The 15,826-nt window shown below is 61.3% G+C and carries 16 protein-coding genes and 2 pseudogenes; 5 read left to right on the top strand and 13 right to left on the bottom strand.

The genetic code is table 11. The features are described from left to right. Positions 1 to 3: 3 nt before the first annotated feature. Positions 4 to 567: an A24 family peptidase gene (locus tag ATY29_RS35200; protein WP_097534265.1), complete on the bottom strand. Its 564-nt coding sequence runs from the start codon at positions 565 to 567 to the stop codon at positions 4 to 6. Between the two features lie 13 nt (positions 568 to 580). Further along, positions 581 to 784: a hypothetical protein gene (locus ATY29_RS35195; protein ID WP_097534263.1), complete on the bottom strand. Its 204-nt coding sequence runs from the start codon at positions 782 to 784 to the stop codon at positions 581 to 583. A 510-nt stretch (positions 785 to 1,294) separates the two neighbouring features. Between ATY29_RS35195 and ATY29_RS38265 the strand changes: the two genes are divergently transcribed. The 3 genes from ATY29_RS38265 to ATY29_RS38155 all read left to right on the top strand — a co-directional run bounded on the left by ATY29_RS38265 (position 1,295) and on the right by ATY29_RS38155 (position 3,076). Continuing rightward, entirely contained in the window at positions 1,295 to 1,426 is a 132-nt protein-coding gene (locus ATY29_RS38265) for a hypothetical protein (RefSeq protein WP_003594894.1), read from the top strand. Beyond that, a complete protein-coding gene (locus ATY29_RS35180; RefSeq protein WP_025418799.1) occupies positions 1,426 to 2,571 on the top strand; it encodes a TadA family conjugal transfer-associated ATPase in 1,146 nt (381 codons plus the stop codon). The genes ATY29_RS38265 and ATY29_RS35180 overlap by 1 nt, the downstream gene beginning before the upstream one ends. A 136-nt stretch (positions 2,572 to 2,707) precedes the next feature. Next, complete coding sequence (locus tag ATY29_RS38155) at positions 2,708 to 3,076, top strand: hypothetical protein (RefSeq protein WP_025418800.1); 369 nt, start codon at positions 2,708 to 2,710, stop codon at positions 3,074 to 3,076. A gap of 6 nt (positions 3,077 to 3,082) precedes the next feature. Here ATY29_RS38155 and ATY29_RS35170 read toward each other — a convergent pair. From ATY29_RS35170 to ATY29_RS35140, 7 genes and pseudogenes are all read right to left on the bottom strand, one after another. Beyond that, a pseudogene (locus ATY29_RS35170) lies at positions 3,083 to 3,540 on the bottom strand (DUF411 domain-containing protein). Positions 3,541 to 3,596: 56 nt separating this feature from the next. After that, the gene (locus ATY29_RS35165; RefSeq protein WP_025418801.1) at positions 3,597 to 3,884 is read right to left on the bottom strand and encodes a copper-binding protein; all 288 of its coding nucleotides are present in this window, start codon (positions 3,882 to 3,884) and stop codon (positions 3,597 to 3,599) included. A 21-nt stretch (positions 3,885 to 3,905) separates the two neighbouring features. After that, positions 3,906 to 4,385, bottom strand: a complete 480-nt coding sequence (locus ATY29_RS35160) for a cupredoxin domain-containing protein (RefSeq protein WP_003563679.1) — start codon at positions 4,383 to 4,385, stop codon at positions 3,906 to 3,908. A gap of 34 nt (positions 4,386 to 4,419) precedes the next feature. Further along, entirely contained in the window at positions 4,420 to 5,766 is a 1,347-nt protein-coding gene (locus tag ATY29_RS35155; RefSeq protein WP_025418802.1) for a multicopper oxidase family protein, read from the bottom strand. A 14-nt stretch (positions 5,767 to 5,780) separates the two neighbouring features. Next, positions 5,781 to 7,241, bottom strand: coding sequence for a TolC family protein (locus ATY29_RS35150; RefSeq protein ID WP_097534261.1), 1,461 nt, complete (start codon positions 7,239 to 7,241; stop codon positions 5,781 to 5,783). Continuing rightward, the gene (locus ATY29_RS35145) at positions 7,238 to 7,465 is read right to left on the bottom strand and encodes a hypothetical protein (RefSeq protein WP_025418804.1); all 228 of its coding nucleotides are present in this window, start codon (positions 7,463 to 7,465) and stop codon (positions 7,238 to 7,240) included. The genes ATY29_RS35150 and ATY29_RS35145 overlap by 4 nt, the downstream gene beginning before the upstream one ends. Before the next feature lie 89 nt (positions 7,466 to 7,554). Continuing rightward, positions 7,555 to 7,954: pseudogene (locus ATY29_RS35140) on the bottom strand (hypothetical protein). Positions 7,955 to 8,100: 146 nt separating this feature from the next. On the opposite strand from ATY29_RS35140, the gene ATY29_RS35135 reads away from it, so the two are divergent. Next, positions 8,101 to 8,541 (top strand): YqaA family protein, encoded by a 441-nt coding sequence (locus ATY29_RS35135; RefSeq protein WP_003563687.1) that lies wholly within the window; start codon positions 8,101 to 8,103, stop codon positions 8,539 to 8,541. Here ATY29_RS35135 and ATY29_RS35130 read toward each other — a convergent pair. From ATY29_RS35130 to ATY29_RS35115, 3 genes are all read right to left on the bottom strand, one after another. Then, positions 8,524 to 9,027, bottom strand: coding sequence for a cytochrome b/b6 domain-containing protein (locus tag ATY29_RS35130; protein WP_097534259.1), 504 nt, complete (start codon positions 9,025 to 9,027; stop codon positions 8,524 to 8,526). The two genes, ATY29_RS35135 and ATY29_RS35130, sit on opposite strands and share 18 nt — an antisense overlap. A gap of 383 nt (positions 9,028 to 9,410) precedes the next feature. Further along, positions 9,411 to 10,817, bottom strand: a complete 1,407-nt coding sequence (locus tag ATY29_RS35120) for an RtcB family protein (RefSeq protein WP_097534257.1) — start codon at positions 10,815 to 10,817, stop codon at positions 9,411 to 9,413. A gap of 673 nt (positions 10,818 to 11,490) precedes the next feature. Beyond that, positions 11,491 to 13,047, bottom strand: coding sequence for an RNA-binding protein (locus ATY29_RS35115; RefSeq protein ID WP_097534255.1), 1,557 nt, complete (start codon positions 13,045 to 13,047; stop codon positions 11,491 to 11,493). Between the two features lie 210 nt (positions 13,048 to 13,257). Here ATY29_RS35115 and rtcR point away from each other — a divergent pair, with 210 nt between their 5' ends. Then, positions 13,258 to 14,865 carry an RNA repair transcriptional activator RtcR gene (rtcR, locus tag ATY29_RS35110; RefSeq protein WP_097534253.1) on the top strand — a complete coding sequence of 536 codons (1,608 nt, stop codon included), beginning with the start codon at positions 13,258 to 13,260 and terminating at the stop codon, positions 14,863 to 14,865. 17 nt (positions 14,866 to 14,882) lie between these two features. On the opposite strand, the gene ATY29_RS35105 is transcribed toward rtcR, so the two are convergent. Then, positions 14,883 to 15,776: an NAD(P)/FAD-dependent oxidoreductase gene (locus ATY29_RS35105; RefSeq protein ID WP_097534252.1), complete on the bottom strand. Its 894-nt coding sequence runs from the start codon at positions 15,774 to 15,776 to the stop codon at positions 14,883 to 14,885. Positions 15,777 to 15,826 lie beyond the last annotated feature (50 nt).

Below are 15,826 nucleotides of genomic sequence, written 5' to 3'. Positions count from 1 at the left end.
CCGTTACCTCACGAGTGAAAGAGGGGTGAAATCAGGCATGAACAGGCACCAGAGAAGTCCGAGAGCGGCAGCAACGCCGAAGCGGACGGTATGATGGGTTTCGCGCGGCTTCAGCACCGAAGCTGCATCACGGAAACCGGCAGGCAGGAGCAGGGCGAACAGTCCAACGTTCCTGGCCAGCACGCTCCACTGAACCCGCCGCGCCATCGAGACTAGAGCAATCACGCCACCGACCATCAGCGATGCGAGGGTCACGTCGATGGCGGGCCAGAGGCCGAGAATGGCGCCGAGCGCCGCCATCAGCTTGACATCGCCGCCGCCGCAGCTTCCGGCTGCGAAGGCGATGATGAAGATCATGCCTGAAGCAATCAGGCCGGCAAAGGCAAGGCCGATCCCTGCGAGACCGCCGCCTGCCGCCGCCAGCACGAAGCCGGCAAGCAAGCAGGGATAGGTCACGGCGTTCGGGATGTGACCATGGCGGTGATCGAGCACCGCCGCGGTCGTGGCGCAGGCGACGGCAAGAGCCGCCGCCGCAGGCATCAGGGTCAGATCATAGGTCGTGTCCATGATCCCGACCCACTTATTGACCCGGCTCGGGAATTCTCTCGGCATCCGAGAGGGCCGTGTTCTTTTCGTTGAACCATTCACCGATCTGTTTGCCGAATGCGAGCAGAAGCAGCATCAGCGGAATGACGATCAGGGCGACGGCGAGGACGATCTGGGCCATGTCGCCGCGCTCGTCCTGGTGAAGTGCAATTGCGAGAGTCTTGAGTTTTGCAAACATCTGCGTATTCCTCGTTCCCAGGTTTGTTTCGGATCGAAGACCTTGGTGAAGATAAAGCAAGAATACTCTATCGATCCGAACCAGCACGTTGCTCGTTCCAATGATAATTTCTGCTTCGGTTTATCTTCCCCGGTGGCCAACGCTTGTTGAGCAACACCATTAAGACCCAAGAGTGCGCCCAAGGCCAGCCCTCCGTCAAGCAAACGAAACGAAGGGTTCCAATTGCCTTGGAGGCGTCTCTTGATGAAACAGAGTTGACGACGAAAAATTCGAACTAACCGCTTGAAGGAACTGCAGTTTTACCTTGGATAGGAAATCTGGGCGTGGCTTGATGAACTGCCGCCAACTGCCCCATAATTGGTCAATTCTTTCAAGGCGATAGAATAGATGGATCGGCGCGGCCATATTGACCATCTGCGTGGGGACGCGCCCATGGCGTTGCCTGGCGATCTGGATTAAGCTCATCCGGCATTGTGGGCTTGCCCCTCCTGTCGATCCGGAGAGAGAACGATGGAAACGATGAGCAGCATTTTGATACTTGCATTGGTCCTCATTCCACTGATGATGTTCTTTCCGACCGCCGTTCAGATGATGGCGACACTGTTCGGCATGAGCACAGTTCTTGTCGGGATGCCGCTCTGATGAAGGCCGTTTCAGACGACGCCGCCGAACAGGCAACCTTTCAGGTCCTGACCCGAGCGCTGGACAAGCTGCTCGGGCCGATCCGCTTTCTGCTCGAGGACCCGAGCGTTTCCGAAATCCTGATTAACGGCACATCCGACATCTTCGTCGAAAGGCGAGGCAAGCTCGAGCGCGCCGATACGCGCTTCGCCAGCCGCGAGGACCTGGAATCGGCCGCGCGCAGCATCGCGCAATTCTCCGGCAAGCGGCTGACACCGGAGGAGCCGAGCGTGGAAGCCCGCCTGCCGGATGGTTCGCGCGTGCAGATGATCCAGCCGCCGGCTGCCCGCACCGGGCTTTGCATCTCCATTCGCCGCTTTCTGAAGGAACATCGCAGCATCCGCGATCTCGTCACCCAGGGCAGCCTGACAGAGGAATCGCTGTCGCTGCTGCAAGCGGCCGTCGGGCTGCAGAAGAATGTCATCATCTCCGGCGGCACCGGCACCGGCAAGACGACGATGCTGAACGCGCTGTCGGAAGCCTTTGCCGACCACGAACGCATCATCGTCATCGAAGACACCTCCGAATTGCAGATCCGCAAGGAGCATGTCGTCTATCTCGAAGTGACGAAACCCGACCGCTTCGGCCGCGGCGGCGCCAGCATCCGCGACCTGTTCCGCTCGTCGCTGCGCATGCGGCCCGACCGCATCATCGTCGGCGAGTGCCGCGGCGGCGAGGCGCTGGATATGATCCAGGCGATGACATCAGGCCATAGCGGCAGCCTGTCGACCGTGCATGCGAACACGCCCTACGATGCCCTGCACCGGTTGGAGACGCTGGCGCTGATGTCCGACATCGACATGCCGCTTCGGCCGCTGCGGGCGCAGATTGCCTCGGCCGTCGACGTGGTCGTGCAGATCGCCCGCTTCAAGCGCACCGGCAGACGCCGGGTCATCGAGATTTCCGAGATCAAGGGCCTGAACAATGACGGCCAGTATATCGTCGAGAGCATCTACAAGCTCGAGGGCGACGGCCATTCCAATTCCGATGGCGCCCTTCTCTGGACCGGCGTCGTCCCGAGCTTCGCGTCCGACGCGATCGAAGAACTGCAAGGCGCCGAGCGCGCGGAATGGATGAAGGCCGAAGCCGCGCGGGCAACGGCTTGAAAAGCTGTTGCTGGACGCGACCCGGGAACTGTCTGTCCGGCATGGTGCGTCGAGGGAAGGCAAGCCTGGCTGCGTGCCCGCAGCGCACCCGCGGATGTGCTAAGACTGGGCGTGACATTGACCTTGGGAGGCGGACATGTGCCGAGTTCTTCTGTCTCTGATCTTATGTGTGCTGCCGGGATCGATGTCTTTCGCCGCCAGCCATGCCGCCTTTTTCACTGCCTCGTTTGGCAACAGCGGGTCCGTGAGCCTCAGCCTTGCGGAAGGAAGACCCTCCCTCGACCCAGCTTTCGATTTCGACGCTGTCATCACACTTTCCGAAACCGACCATGGAGGAACCGTTCACTATCGTGACGACGGGCGGCATCAAGCAAGCGTGCGCTGCGCTCAGCCGGCGATGGTTCGGATCAGGCTCGTCGACTATCCCGTGGATGTTTCGGCAAGGCCCGGAAAGGATTGGAAGCACGATCTTTGGGCCGCATTGTGCACGGCTCCGGTTTCCTGAGCAGCGTCAGCCCTTCCTCGGACCAACTTCCATGAACACGTAGGCGCCCTGCCGTCAGAGGGGATCGCGTAGACATCATAGGACGCCTGCGGATCGTCTCCCATTCCCAACGAGCCGGGCGGCATGCCCGACACAACCAGCCCTCGGACCACTGGCCGCTCCCGCAACATGCGTTGAACGGCCTGAAGCGGAACGTGTCCCTCGAGGTAGTATCCTTCGAAAACGGCGGTATGGCATCCCTGCAAGCGGGCGGGCACCGCCAGCCGCGCCTTGACCGCAGCTAGGTCGTCCGTGTCGCGCAGGTCGACGGAATAGCCCGCGGCAGTCATCGCCTTCGCCCATTCATGGCAGCAGCCGCAGTTCGGGTCCTTGTAAACCGTCATCTTTCCAGGCGCGGCAGCATTGGCCCTTCCGCCAAGGGCCAATGCAGATGCCGCCATTGCGATGAAGCTTCTCCTGTGCATCGTCTCCACTCCTCGATGCCCTGTCGCCCGGTTGGATCCGGGCGACAGGGCATATGCTATTTTACTTCGGTGACGGTCAGTTTGCCATTCACGCGTTCGGCAACGAACTCGATGCTCGAGCCTTCCTTCAGCTTTTCGATGAGGGCCGGGTCCTCGACTCGGAAGACCATCGTCATCGCAGGCATGTCGAGGTTCTTCAGATCCTCGTGTTTGATGGTGACCTTCTTCGCCTTGGTGTCGATCTTGTTGACGACGCCCTTTGTGAATTCCTCGGCAAACGCACCGAGGGCCGCGCTGGCTGAAAGCAGGGCGGCTAGACTGATTTTGATCATCGCAGTTTTCATATTCGTGGCTCCTTGCTGGAATTATTTCCCGGCGACGCTGACATCGCCGTGCATGCCGGCTTCGTAGTGGCCGGGGATCAGGCAGGCGAATTTGAACTCGCCGTCGGTGGTGAACCTCCAGACGATCTCGCCGGACTGACCGGCCGGAAGGCGGATGGAATTGGCGTCGGCGTGTTCCATCTCCGGGAACTTCTCCATGACCTTTTTGTGCTCAAGGATCTTGTCTTCCTGATCGAGCACGAACTCGTGGTCGACGGTTCCGGCATTCGTGATCGCGATCTTGACCGTCTGCCCCTTGCGGACGTTGAAGGCGGCCGGGGTGAATACCATCTTGCCGTCGTCGGTTTCCTTCATCGTGACGCGGATCGTCTGCGTCGCCTTCGCCTTGTCGCCAGGCTCGCCAACCGCCATTTTTTCACCATGGCCGCCGGCGTGGCTGCCGGAGGCGAGGGCGGGAGTTGCGAGCGCCGCGAGTGCCAGTGCCAATACATAATTCTTCATGCGTAGATCCTCTTTTGATGTTGGATGTTGATCCTCAGCCGTTCTTCGGCTTCGGCGTGATTTGCGTCTTTGCGTCTTTGGCCTTGGTCGCGTCCGGCAGCTCGCCGGTCCACTCCCAGGCCTGCGTTCCGGGCGGGTTTTCGTACCAGCCGGGATCGGAGTAATCGTCCGCTGAGATGCCTTCGCGGACCTTCACGACCGAGAACATGCCGCCCATTTCGATCGGGCCGTGCGGCCCCCAACCGGTCATCATCGGGACGGTGTTCGCTGGAATGGGCATTTCCATTTCGCCCATGTCGGCCATGCCCTTGGTGCCCATGGGCATGTATTCCGGCTGAAGCTTCCTGATCTTCGCGGCGAGCTTCGACTTATCAGCGCCGATGAAGGTCGGGATGTCGTGGCCCATCGCGTTCATCGTGTGATGCGACTTGTGGCAGTGGATCGCCCAGTCGCCGAGGTATTTGGCGTCGAACTCATAGGCGCGCATGGCGCCGACGGGGATATCGATGCTCACCTCCGGCCACCGTGCTTCGGGCCGCAACCAGCCGCCATCCGTGCATGTCACCTCGAAGTCATAGCCATGCATGTGAACCGGATGGTTGGTCATCGTCAGGTTGCCGACCCGCACCCGCACCCTGTCGTTCCTGGAGACGACGAGGGGGCTGATGTCCGGAAAGACGCGGCTGTTCCAGCACCACATGTTGAAGTCGGTCATCTCCATGATCCGCGGCACATAGGAGCCTGGATCAATGTCGTAGGCATTGAGCAGGAAGACGAAGTCGCGATCGACGCGCATGAACGCCGGATCCTTCGGGTGGACGACGAAGAAGCCCATCATGCCCATCGCCATCTGCACCATCTCGTCGGAATGCGGGTGGTACATGAAGGTGCCTGATTTCACGAGGTCGAACTCGTAGACGTAGGTCTTGCCGACCGGAATGTGCGGCTGCGTCAGCCCGCCGACCCCGTCCATGCCGGACGGCAGGATCATGCCGTGCCAGTGGATCGTCGTGTGCTCCGGCAGCTTGTTGGTGACGAAGATGCGCACCCGGTCGCCTTCGACCGCCTCGATCGTCGGACCCGGAGACTGGCCGTTATAGCCCCAGAGATAAGCGGTCATGCCATCGGCCATTTCGCGTTCGACCGGCTCGGCGACGAGGTGGAACTCCTTGACGCCGTTGTTCATCCGGTGGGGCAGGGTCCAGCCATTGAGGGTGACGACCGGCTGATAATCCGGGCCGGAAGTCGGGTGGAGCGGCGGTTGCATGTCCGCCGATTCCATTGTCGGGGCGTCGGGCAGACCCATCGCCGAGGTCTTCGTCCAGGCGCCGGCCACCAGCAGGGCCGCACTCGCACCGAATAGTTGTCGTCTGTTGAACATGGTGGGTTCCTTTCTCAATGGCCGCCGCTGCTGCCGGAGGCAGCGGCGACTTCGGTCTCTGCCGACACACCGGTCGCGCCGCCGCCGTAGATCGCAGGCGCGAGGTTGGCTTCGGCAAGCCAGAAATCGCGCTTGGCGTTGACGGAGAGCAGGATGGAGTTGATCTTGTCACGCGTGTCGGTGAGCAGCTCGAAGGTGTTCGAGATCATGCCGTTATAGGTCAGCAGGGATTCCTCCTCGACCTTGGTGCGCAGCGGCACGACATTGTTGCGGTAGTGGCGCGCGATGTCGTAGTTCGACCGGTACGCCTCATAGGCGGAGCGTGCTTCCGAGCGGACGTTCACAGCCTTCTCCGCGAGCTGGTTTGCTGCCCGCATGTATGCGAGCTCGGCCTTGCGCATTCGCGCCTTGCCGGTATCGAAGATCGGGATCGCGAATTCCAGCTCGACCTGGCCGGTCGTTCTGGTGGTCTTTTCGTCGTCCTCTAGCTCCCGCTCCGTTTCGAAGCCCGTCAGGATTTGGAGATCTGTGACATAGCGCGTCGCTTCCGTGAGCCCATAGGATTTGGCTGTCGCCTCCAGTTCGAGCTTCGCCACCTGAAGATCGATGCGGTTCCTCAGAGCCTCGGCCTCGATGGTATCGCGTTTGACGACGGACTTGGGCAGCGGCGGCAGGCTGTTCGGGACCTGGTAATCCAGGTCGGTGCCCCAGAGGCCCATGAGCCGCGTCAGTTCCTCCTTGGCGAGACGTGCCGCCAGGCGGGCCTTCGCGGTCTCTCCGGCGAGCTCGGCGACGAACACATGTTCGCGTGCCTGGGCGCCTTTGGTCATCGCACCGGTCTCGCCGAGCTTTTCCGCAAGTTCGGAAGCAGCGTCCGCAGTCGCCTGGGCGCGCTGCAGTTGCCCGACGTTCTCCCAGGCAGCCACCACCCCGATCCAGGCACGCCGCGTATCGACGGCGACCTGAAGCGTTTTCACGGCGGCGGTCAGTTGCACCTGCCGGAAACGGGTATCGGTGATCGCCACGTCCCGCTTCCGCGTCGCGAGCGCCAGGATGTTCGTGGTGATCATCCCTTCGATGGTCTTGAACGCCTCCAGTTCCGGCGTGCCCATGCCTGTCGTACCGATGGAAACGGTCGGGTTGATGAGCATCGTCGACTGCCAGGCATCGGCGGCGCTGTCGCCGAGATCGGCGTAGGCTGCCTGGAGGCCTCTGTTATTGAGCAGGGCGACCTGGACGGCCGTCTCGACGTCGAGGACCTTCTTTCGCGCAAGCAGGCTTTTGACCTCAGCGGCGACCGACTGGGCCTGGTTCTGGTTCTGGATCCAGACCGTCTGCTTGGTGGTCGCGATCGCGGTTTTGTCGGCAACGGAAGCGAAGCCCGCTTGCTTGCTGGAATATTCGGCGCCCGTCACACAGCCGCTCAGCGCCAGCGGGAACGCCATCACGGCGGTTAATTTTCTAAGGCCCATCATGAGGCGTCTCCTTTTGCGGGAGACTGCAGATCGTTTTGTCTGCGCCACGGCTTGGGATCGACCGGCTGCCTGGCAACATAGCCAGACACCGGCGACCGGTATGTAAGCGGGCGCGGCGACGGCTGTTCGACCGCGGCGGAAGACGCCACCACGTCGGGAGGAAGCGTGGATGCGCAGCCGCCGATAACAAGCGGCAGCCCCACCACGAAAAGCGAGGGTTTCATTTGAATTTTCCGAATAAGAGATAGCCTACGGGCGCCTGGCCTAAAGGGCAGGCGACCGGCTGGACCCGATCAAGCGGGTGCGTCTCTATTCAGATATTCGGGGGACGGTCGAGGGTCGGCAGTTCGCCAAGGGTCGTCGACGAAGTGCCGGATCGAGGTCACGACGGGTCCGCCGACGTCGGGGGTTGCACAAATGATGCCAATCCCGCCGCAGAAATCCTTGCAGCATTCCTGCTTCACGAGCTTCGAAGCGCCATCGTCGTCATCGGATACGTCGCCATGCGAGTGGCCGTGATGGGCGGCCTCCGCCATGTCGTGGCCTTCGTGGGATGGCGTCACGTCCGAGACCACCGCTTTCAGCTCGGGAAACGAGGAGCCATGCATCGCGGCGTTGGCGTTCGACAGCGAGTACCCCGCCAGTGATATGATGATCACCAGCCGCATCAACACGAGCAGGCTGCTCACTGTGATTCGGTACATCTTGCCCATTCCCAACGAGCTACATGCAAAGCAGCGCGATTTCAATTACGACCTATGTCTCGTCGATGTTCGAGTCCTTTATGTGGCGCGAACATCACGTTGTGTACAGCTAGGGCTTCCAGCGGTTAGTAGGTCAATAAGGCTGTTCTTCTAACATGATCGATCTCGCATCCTACTTCGGCCTTTTTGCCGCAGCACTCGGCGCGGCGACGATACTGCCGATGCAATCTGAGCCCGTACTGGTCGGACTTCTCCTCACGGGCAAGTTCTCCGTGTCGGGTCTGCTCGCCGTGGCCAGCATCGGGAACACGCTTGGAAGTATCGCGAACTGGTTCCTCGGCCGCGGCATCGAAAAGTTTCGGGATCGGCGCTGGTTTCCGGTCGGTAAGGAGGCGCTCGAACGTTCGTCCCGCTGGTACCGGAAATACGGGAAGTGGACGCTGCTTCTTTCCTGGATGCCGGTGTTTGGAGACGCTCTCACGGTTGTCGCCGGAGTACTCAGGGAGCCGCTGCTTCCGTTCACGATCCTGGTGTTCATCGCCAAGACGGGCCGCTATGTCGTGCTGACACTGGCGACGTTACAGTTCCTGGGCTGACCACTTGCGGCGCGGGAACACGATCCGGTCCACCGTCTCGTCACGGGCGATCAGCGTGTGCCAGGCCGCTGCGGCGAGATGCAGCGCCACCATCGCCAGAATGATCCTCGAGCCGATGACGTGGTAGGGTGCGATCCCGAACCAGAAGTAACTCGCGACGAATCCCATGCAGGCCTGTCCGATGATCGCGGCGTAGAAGGCATGATGAAGGACCGTGGCTGCCCGCCCGGCCCATGTGCCGGGCACGCTTGCCTCGGACGGCTGCAGGACATGAAGAACCAGCCGTACGCCCATCAGCAGGCCGATCGCTATTCCCGCGTAGTTGTGGAGGTGGTGCTGGACGACGTCCCAGGACGACGGCGTTATCCCCATATGGGCGGCATGATGCGTCCGCTCGATGCTGCCGCCGGTCAGGTACTGGACCGGCACCATGAGGGCGACCAGCCAGTGAAGTCCTATTTGAGCCAGCGAATAGCCGCGTTTCATCGGTCCTCTCCCAGCGACAGGCGCAGACTAGCCGGCGAGGGTTAAAGTTTCCTCGTCGGCTGTTGCCAGGAATGCCTAGCCGCCGACGACTGCGAGCAAATCGGTGACATGCAGAGCTGCGTCGACGCATGCCGCCGCTGTGCCGAGGGCTGCCGCGAGATGGCGGCATGAGGGCGTCCGCCCTTGCCGCCCCAGACGAGCACGAATATCCGTCGCCGCTTACATGAACAAGTTCGGACTGCTCTCCATTGAGCGGTCCTATGCCCGGAATGGATGAAGGCTGAAGCCGCCGCGCGGGCAACGGCTTGAGGCCTATCGGCGGATGCTAGCTGGAACTGTTTGTGTGGGGGAGGGGAAGGCAAGCCAGTTGCCTTCCCCGGTGTCTACTGGCGCTTTTTGCGCCAGGGCGCGTTCTTCTGCCAGTCGCCGGCCATGATGCTCCCGTAGGGGATCACCTCGTCGACCACTTCGGCGAGACCGTAGTGCTCGATCTGCGCCCGCACGTTCGCAGCGCTCTTGTAGGCACTCGGCAGTTCCGACACGTCGGCGAAACCGGAGAAGAACCGCGCGTCGAGACCGCTTGTTTCCTTCTCCAGAATAGCCGCGATGTTGTTCGGGCTGAGCCCCCGCGAATCGGCCCCATACTCCGCAGACAACTGCCTCATATGCGCGCTGCGCGAAAAGTTGCGGCCGGCGCCATGCGGCGAGAAGCCGAGGCCATGGGCAGCGTTCGAGCCACGAACGATCAGGATCGGTTCCGCCATATTGAGCGGAATGATGGTCAGATCGGTCGCGTCATGCGCCCAGTTGTCGAAGGCAGGGGTCGCACCCTTTCCGTGGTAGAACAGCCCGTCCGACTTCCGGAAGACGAAATTATGCTCGTTCCAGAAGCGGTCCGCGACCTTGGCCGAGAGCTTTTCCGCCGCCATGTCGTGAAGGACATAGTGGTTCTCTTTCGTCCACTGGCGGATCGTCTGCAGCGCCGACCAGTAGGCATCGCCTTCCTCGGTATCGGCCGGAATCCAGGCATTCTCCCTATGCGTCTCAGGCGAGATGCGTTCCCGAAACTGGTTGGCGACCTTCATGCCCTTGTCGTAGAGCCGCGCTCCCGGTGCTCGCGATCCATGATGGGTCACAAGCGCGGTTTCGCCGGTCGACTTCATCGTGCCGACATAGGCGAAATGATTGCCGTCGCCCTGGGTCGCGAAATGCTCGATGCCGGCGCTCAGCGCACCTTCGCGCAGAAAAGGATTCTGCTGGAACGCCGAAAGCGTCGCCTCGGAAGGCTTGAGCTGCGCGCCGCGCGGACGACCGCCGGGACCGAAATGCGTCACGGCATGCACGGCGTCGAGAAGCGACTTCGGATCCACGCCGGGAAAAATCGAAATCGCCATGGAGCAGCAGATATCGGCCGAATGCATGCCGGGATGGATCGCTTCGGACGCCACCACGCCGCCGACCGGGATCGTTCCGACCGGACCCGCCGGGCAAGCGTCCGGCATGATCGCGGCGGAACGGACGACGGGTGTGCGCACCAGCGCCCGCATCGTCGCATTGACCTTCTCGACATTGTCCTGTTCGAAGGCGTTCTCGGCGCGGATGTTGGAATAGATCTCGATATCGTTATCGGCCCTCAAGGCAAGCGTCGGCCCGGGCTGGAAAGCTTTTGCTGCTTCCAATGCATCCGTTACCGAGCCACCCTTGCTCAAAACCGCATTGGCCGCGTCGAGAGCCGGGCGAAACCACTTCCCCTGGCTCATTCCGGCGCCGATCAAATCCTGTCCGCTCATTACCGCTATCATTGTCTTTTCTGCGTCTGCAGTCCTTCTTGTTCCGTTGCGTTTCTTCATCATCCCGGCGACGAGATGTGGCAGGACAGTTTACTGAGCTACGCGCTCCTTTCGGAAGCACGGGATGATTTGAACACCCGACCTGCCCGCCGGAAATCCGATGGGCCGCTCTTTCCTTGTAGTCCTGCCGGCATTCGCCGAGTTATCCCGTCCCTGCGGAGCAGGGATATGCGTGCCATGCAGCGGCGACGAGGGTGGACGAAACCGGATGGCCCCGCTCGTGCCAGAGAGCGTATGCCCAGGAGGAGTCGAACCTGCCAGACCATCCAACTTTGGAGGCTGTAGTTCCGTCCGGCATTCGCCGCTGCAATTCTCATTATGGCGACAAGTGACCAAAGAAACTTCCAGAGGGACGTGCGATCCCTGCAGGGTTCGAACCTGCCGCGGCCATGTAGTTCCCCATGCATTCGCCATGTCATTTCCATTCGTCCGTGACGACGAGGTGTGGTGAAACAGCCTGCTCTATCCGCTGAGCTACGGGTCCATGAACTGGAGGACCCGACGGGATTCGAACCCGCGACCAGGAGATTAACGATCTGTAGTTTCATCCGGCATTCGTCACGGCTCCCGCGCCGTTCACGGCGGCGCGGGGTATTACTTTCTGCGAGCCCCGTCAGAGCTCGATCTCCTCGATGGCTTTCAGCCAGCCGTCCGCTCCCTTGCGGTTGGCCGCAAAAGCCGTGATCACGCCATAGACGGCATCGGAGAAGCCGCCGATGTTGAGCACGTCTTCTCGCGTCGGCGCCTGTGTCGTGGCATGGGGCTGGATGTCGAGGCAGACCAGCTTTGCAGCCGGGTTGACCCGCTTGATCCTTGCCCATTCCGTCATGACGGCCGTCGGCTGGCCGCTCCCGCGCGCATCCACCCAGGACTCATTGTCCGAGATGAACACCACGAGATCGACCTTGGCCTTCTCGTTCGCCAGCTTCCTCAGCGGTGCGGAGCAATTGGTTCCGCCGCCACCGATTTTCGCCAGCTTGCCGGCATTGGTCATCACCGAATCCCGCTTGTTGAGGCTGACATGCACCACGTCATTTTCGAACGGCAGTACCCGCGCCTTCGGGTTGCGCTGCAGGAATGCCGCGGTCATCAGACCGGCGACGTCGATGCAACGAACCGAGGACGTCGCGCCCTTCCGGTAACCGGTGACCGGCGAGCCCATGGAGCCCGACACGTCGGGGCATAGCACCACACTGCCCGTTAGCGACGGCACGTTAGCGATGGCGATATCCATCGCATCCTGCAGCGCATCCCGCACGACATCCGGAACCTGGCCATCGACCATCTTCCACGCCATCATCAACTGATAGGGGAAGACCTTTGCCTTGCGGATTTCCTCCGGATCGGCAAGCCGCGCCGCCAGCGCCTCGGCAAAACCCTCGACCTCGAACACGCCGTTGCGTGCAAAGGTGTTGAGGTTCTGCCGCACCATCTGCCAGCCGCCCTTGCAGGCGATTTCGACCCAATGCTCCCGCGTCAGCGGCAGCGAGGTCAGCATTTGGAACGGCACATCAGGCACCGGCACCGTCTGGTCGCGCCGGAACGCTTCCAGTGCCTTGACGAGTTCCGGCAGTGTCGCGAAGTCGTGCGGCTTGCCGATCGCCCAAGCATAGAGCGCCTTGCGTTCCTCCGTCGCCGGCTTCGGATGCACCATGCGGATGACGTCGGCGAGCGAAGGATCGTTTCCGACAATCGCACGCAGGATCTGCTCGATGCTGGCCCGTTCGAGCCACGCCTGCACCATCTTCTTCGGGCGTGTGCCGAGCGATTTGCGACCCGTGGCGCCGGAGCGCATGACCTGCACGAAGCCGCGCAGCATCTTGCCGCTCTTCACCACCCGCGGAAATGCACGGGCGAAGGCGTCGCTCTGAAGGCTGGAGAGCATGGCGAGCAACGTCACCGGCATGTCCTTCATGTGACCCTTCTCAGCGGCGTAAACAGCCACCTTGGCGAGAAATTCCGGCTCGACCTCAAGGGCGAGCGTCTTTACCGCATCGAGCTGCTCAGCCCCATCCGCATAGAAGGTGCCGTTGAAGGTGCCGGTAACGGCATATTGCGCCAGCGCCTCACGCGGCGTCAGCCGGTAGGCCGGGGCCGCTTCATGATTTTTTGTATCCGTTCCCGGAAGCAGCTTCCCGAGGTAGGTTTTGAAGATTGCCTTGTTGACCATGACAGCACCTGTTGTTTGGTTCGTGCCAGATACATTTCAAGACGCGTGCCAGTTTGGAGAAAAGAGCGAGAGATACGCGAAATTTCCGCTCATCTATCTGTTTTTAAAGTAGAAATTTTTATGCCTCAGCCGAACGCGATCATGAATTGCGAAAACCAGATCCCGAATATATTATCGCAGATTATCTTACTTTATAATTTTGGATAAGAGATGAAGCGCCGCGTTGCCATCAGCATATTGGGAACCACGCTCGATGCGGGGAAATGGGAAAATCGCTGGAGCCGCTGGCGGCCGAATGTCGCGCTCTGCCAGCAACCGGGCCTGTTCATCGACCGGCTGGAACTGATCCTCGACAACCACTCGCAAGCTCTCTGTCACCGCATTGTCGCCGACATCGAAACTGTGGCGCCGGCAACGGAGGTGCGGAGCAACATCATCAACTTCAAGGACCCCTGGGATTTTTCGGAGGTCTATACCAACCTCAGGGACTTTGCCCGCAACTACAGCTTCGACCCCGAAACGGAAGACTATCTCGTCAACATCACCACCGGCACCCATGTCGCACAGATCTGCTGGTTCCTGCTGACCGAAGCCCGCATCATTCCCGGCCAGCTGCTGCAGCTCTCGCCGCCGCGCGATCGCGAGCCGGAGCAGGACTTTGCCGGCACGCATCGGATCATCGACCTCGACCTTTCCCGTTATGACGAGATCGCCAAGCGCTTCGCTTCCGAGCGGGAAGACGCCGCCTCTTTCCTGAAATCGGGGATTTCGACCCGCAACGCCGCCTTCAACAGAATGATCGACCAGATCGAGAGGGTGGTGATCCGCTCGGCGGCGCCCGTTCTGCTGACCGGGCCGACCGGTGCCGGCAAGTCGCAACTCGCCCGCAGGATCTACGAGCTGAAGAAGAGCCAGCGCAAGGTCAGTGGTCCCTTCATCGAGGTTAACTGCGCGACCCTGCGCGGCGACCAGGCCATGTCCACTCTGTTCGGCCATGTGAAGGGGGCGTTTACCGGCGCCGCAGGCGAGCGTGCCGGCCTGCTCAAATCCGCCGACAAAGGCGTGCTGTTCCTCGACGAGATCGGCGAACTCGGCCTCGACGAACAGGCCATGTGCCTGCGCGCCATCGAGGAAAAGAAGTTCCTGCCCGTGGGCGCCGATCGTGAGGCGTCCGCGGAGTTTCAGCTGATTGCCGGCACCAATCGCGACCTTGGCGAGGATGTCCGCAAAGGCAGGTTCCGCGAAGATCTCTATGCCCGGCTGAACCTCTGGACTTTCCAGCTGCCGGCCCTGCGCGAGCGCAAGGAGGACATAGAGCCCAATCTCGACTTCGAACTCAGGCGCTATCTGGAACGAGAAGGCGAAAATGTGACTTTCAACAAGGAAGCGCGCGACCGCTACCTGACTTTCGCAACTGGCCCGCAAGCCGTCTGGAGCGCCAACTTTCGCGACCTGTCGGCGTCAGTGACGCGCATGGCGACCCTCGCGCCGCATGGGCGCATCACGACCGACGTCGTTGATGATGAAGTCCGGCGGCTGAATGCGTTTTGGCGCAGCTCAAGTGACGACGGCAAGGTGGATCTGATCATTGAAGAAGTGCTGGGAGCGGAGACGGCCGCTCGCCTCGATCGCTTCGACGCAGCCCAGCTTGCCACTGTTCTTCACACTTGCCGTCAACATGCCACGGCAAGTGCTGCGGGCAGAGCCCTGTTTGCGATGTCCCGACTGGAGAAAAAGAGCAGCAACGATACCGATCGCCTGAGTAAATATCTCGCGCGCTTCAGCCTCAGATTCGAGGACATCAGGAAAGCCGGATAGATCTTGGAATATGGCTCTCAAACCAGCATCGACTGCTGGGCGAAGATACCCGCCATCGCGCCTTGCCATGATGCCGTGGTGACCGAGGGCATTCCGGGATTGGCGAGGTCGCCGGCGGCGTAGATGCCGGGCATGCTGGTCTCGCGGCGCTCATCGACCTTGAGGGCGATGCCGCTGGGCGTATCGACTGTGGTGAGGCCCAGTGATTCATGCAGGCTGGCGGACGGCTTGTTGCGCGGATGGGCGAACAGGATGTCGACCGCGACATCGGGGCCGGTATCGAGTTTGACGGTGGCGCCATGGCCCCCGTGATTAACGATCCCGGTGATCCGGCCCTCGACGACAGGTATGTTGCGAGGTGCGAGATCGGCCCGGATATCGGGCGGAATGTCATGACCATCGGCGAACAGCGTCAACCTGTCGGTCCAATCGTGGAAAAGCCTGGCCTGATTGTGCGACTGCCGGCCGGACCAGACGAGGCCCCAATGCTGGCCGGCGACTTCAAAGCCGTCGCAATAGGGGCAGGGCACGATGGAGGTGCCCCAGCTTTCGGCAAAGCCCGGAACATCAGGCATCTGGTCCGCGATGCCATAGCTCAGGATCACGCGGCGCGCCTTGAGGCTTTCGCCATCGCCAGTGAGGACGGAGAAGTTGTCGATTGCGCCGGAGACACTTTCGGCCCGGGCACTGACCAGCTTGATCGTGGGATAACGCGCCAGCTGCTGCCGCGCCTCGGCCAGGATGTCCAGCGGCGGCTTGTGATCGTGGCCGAGCAGACCATGCGAGTGGCCGGCGAAGCGATTGCGCGGTAGGCCGGTATCAAGAACGGTAACCTTGCGGCGGGCACGGCCGAGCTGCAAGGCGGCGGCGAGACCGGCAAAGCTGCCGCCGATGATGATGACGTCATCCATGGTAATGGGCTCCGTGTTGCGGATGGAGGACAGGATAAAATCCACTCTTT

The organism is Rhizobium hidalgonense (genome assembly GCF_002914525.1).
Taxonomy (GTDB): domain Bacteria; phylum Pseudomonadota; class Alphaproteobacteria; order Rhizobiales; family Rhizobiaceae; genus Rhizobium; species Rhizobium hidalgonense.
Note: the sequence above shows the minus strand (reverse complement) of the source record. Positions and strands in the feature narration are given on the sequence as shown.

Excerpts from the sequence above, each read along its gene's own strand:
- ATY29_RS35200 (WP_097534265.1), bottom strand. The coding sequence starts at position 567 with ATGGACACGACCTATGATCTGACCCTGATGCCTGCGGCGGCGGCTCTT.
- ATY29_RS35195 (WP_097534263.1), bottom strand. The coding sequence starts at position 784 with ATGTTTGCAAAACTCAAGACTCTCGCAATTGCACTTCACCAGGACGAG.
- ATY29_RS38265 (WP_003594894.1), top strand. The coding sequence starts at position 1,295 with ATGGAAACGATGAGCAGCATTTTGATACTTGCATTGGTCCTCATTCCA.
- ATY29_RS35180 (WP_025418799.1), top strand. The coding sequence starts at position 1,426 with ATGAAGGCCGTTTCAGACGACGCCGCCGAACAGGCAACCTTTCAGGTC.
- ATY29_RS38155 (WP_025418800.1), top strand. The coding sequence starts at position 2,708 with ATGTGCCGAGTTCTTCTGTCTCTGATCTTATGTGTGCTGCCGGGATCG.
- ATY29_RS35165 (WP_025418801.1), bottom strand. The coding sequence starts at position 3,884 with ATGAAAACTGCGATGATCAAAATCAGTCTAGCCGCCCTGCTTTCAGCC.
- ATY29_RS35160 (WP_003563679.1), bottom strand. The coding sequence starts at position 4,385 with ATGAAGAATTATGTATTGGCACTGGCACTCGCGGCGCTCGCAACTCCC.
- ATY29_RS35155 (WP_025418802.1), bottom strand. The coding sequence starts at position 5,766 with ATGTTCAACAGACGACAACTATTCGGTGCGAGTGCGGCCCTGCTGGTG.
- ATY29_RS35150 (WP_097534261.1), bottom strand. The coding sequence starts at position 7,241 with ATGATGGGCCTTAGAAAATTAACCGCCGTGATGGCGTTCCCGCTGGCG.
- ATY29_RS35145 (WP_025418804.1), bottom strand. The coding sequence starts at position 7,465 with ATGAAACCCTCGCTTTTCGTGGTGGGGCTGCCGCTTGTTATCGGCGGC.
- ATY29_RS35135 (WP_003563687.1), top strand. The coding sequence starts at position 8,101 with ATGATCGATCTCGCATCCTACTTCGGCCTTTTTGCCGCAGCACTCGGC.
- ATY29_RS35130 (WP_097534259.1), bottom strand. The coding sequence starts at position 9,027 with ATGAAACGCGGCTATTCGCTGGCTCAAATAGGACTTCACTGGCTGGTC.
- ATY29_RS35120 (WP_097534257.1), bottom strand. The coding sequence starts at position 10,817 with ATGAGCGGACAGGATTTGATCGGCGCCGGAATGAGCCAGGGGAAGTGG.
- ATY29_RS35115 (WP_097534255.1), bottom strand. The coding sequence starts at position 13,047 with ATGGTCAACAAGGCAATCTTCAAAACCTACCTCGGGAAGCTGCTTCCG.
- rtcR (WP_097534253.1), top strand. The coding sequence starts at position 13,258 with ATGAAGCGCCGCGTTGCCATCAGCATATTGGGAACCACGCTCGATGCG.
- ATY29_RS35105 (WP_097534252.1), bottom strand. The coding sequence starts at position 15,776 with ATGGATGACGTCATCATCATCGGCGGCAGCTTTGCCGGTCTCGCCGCC.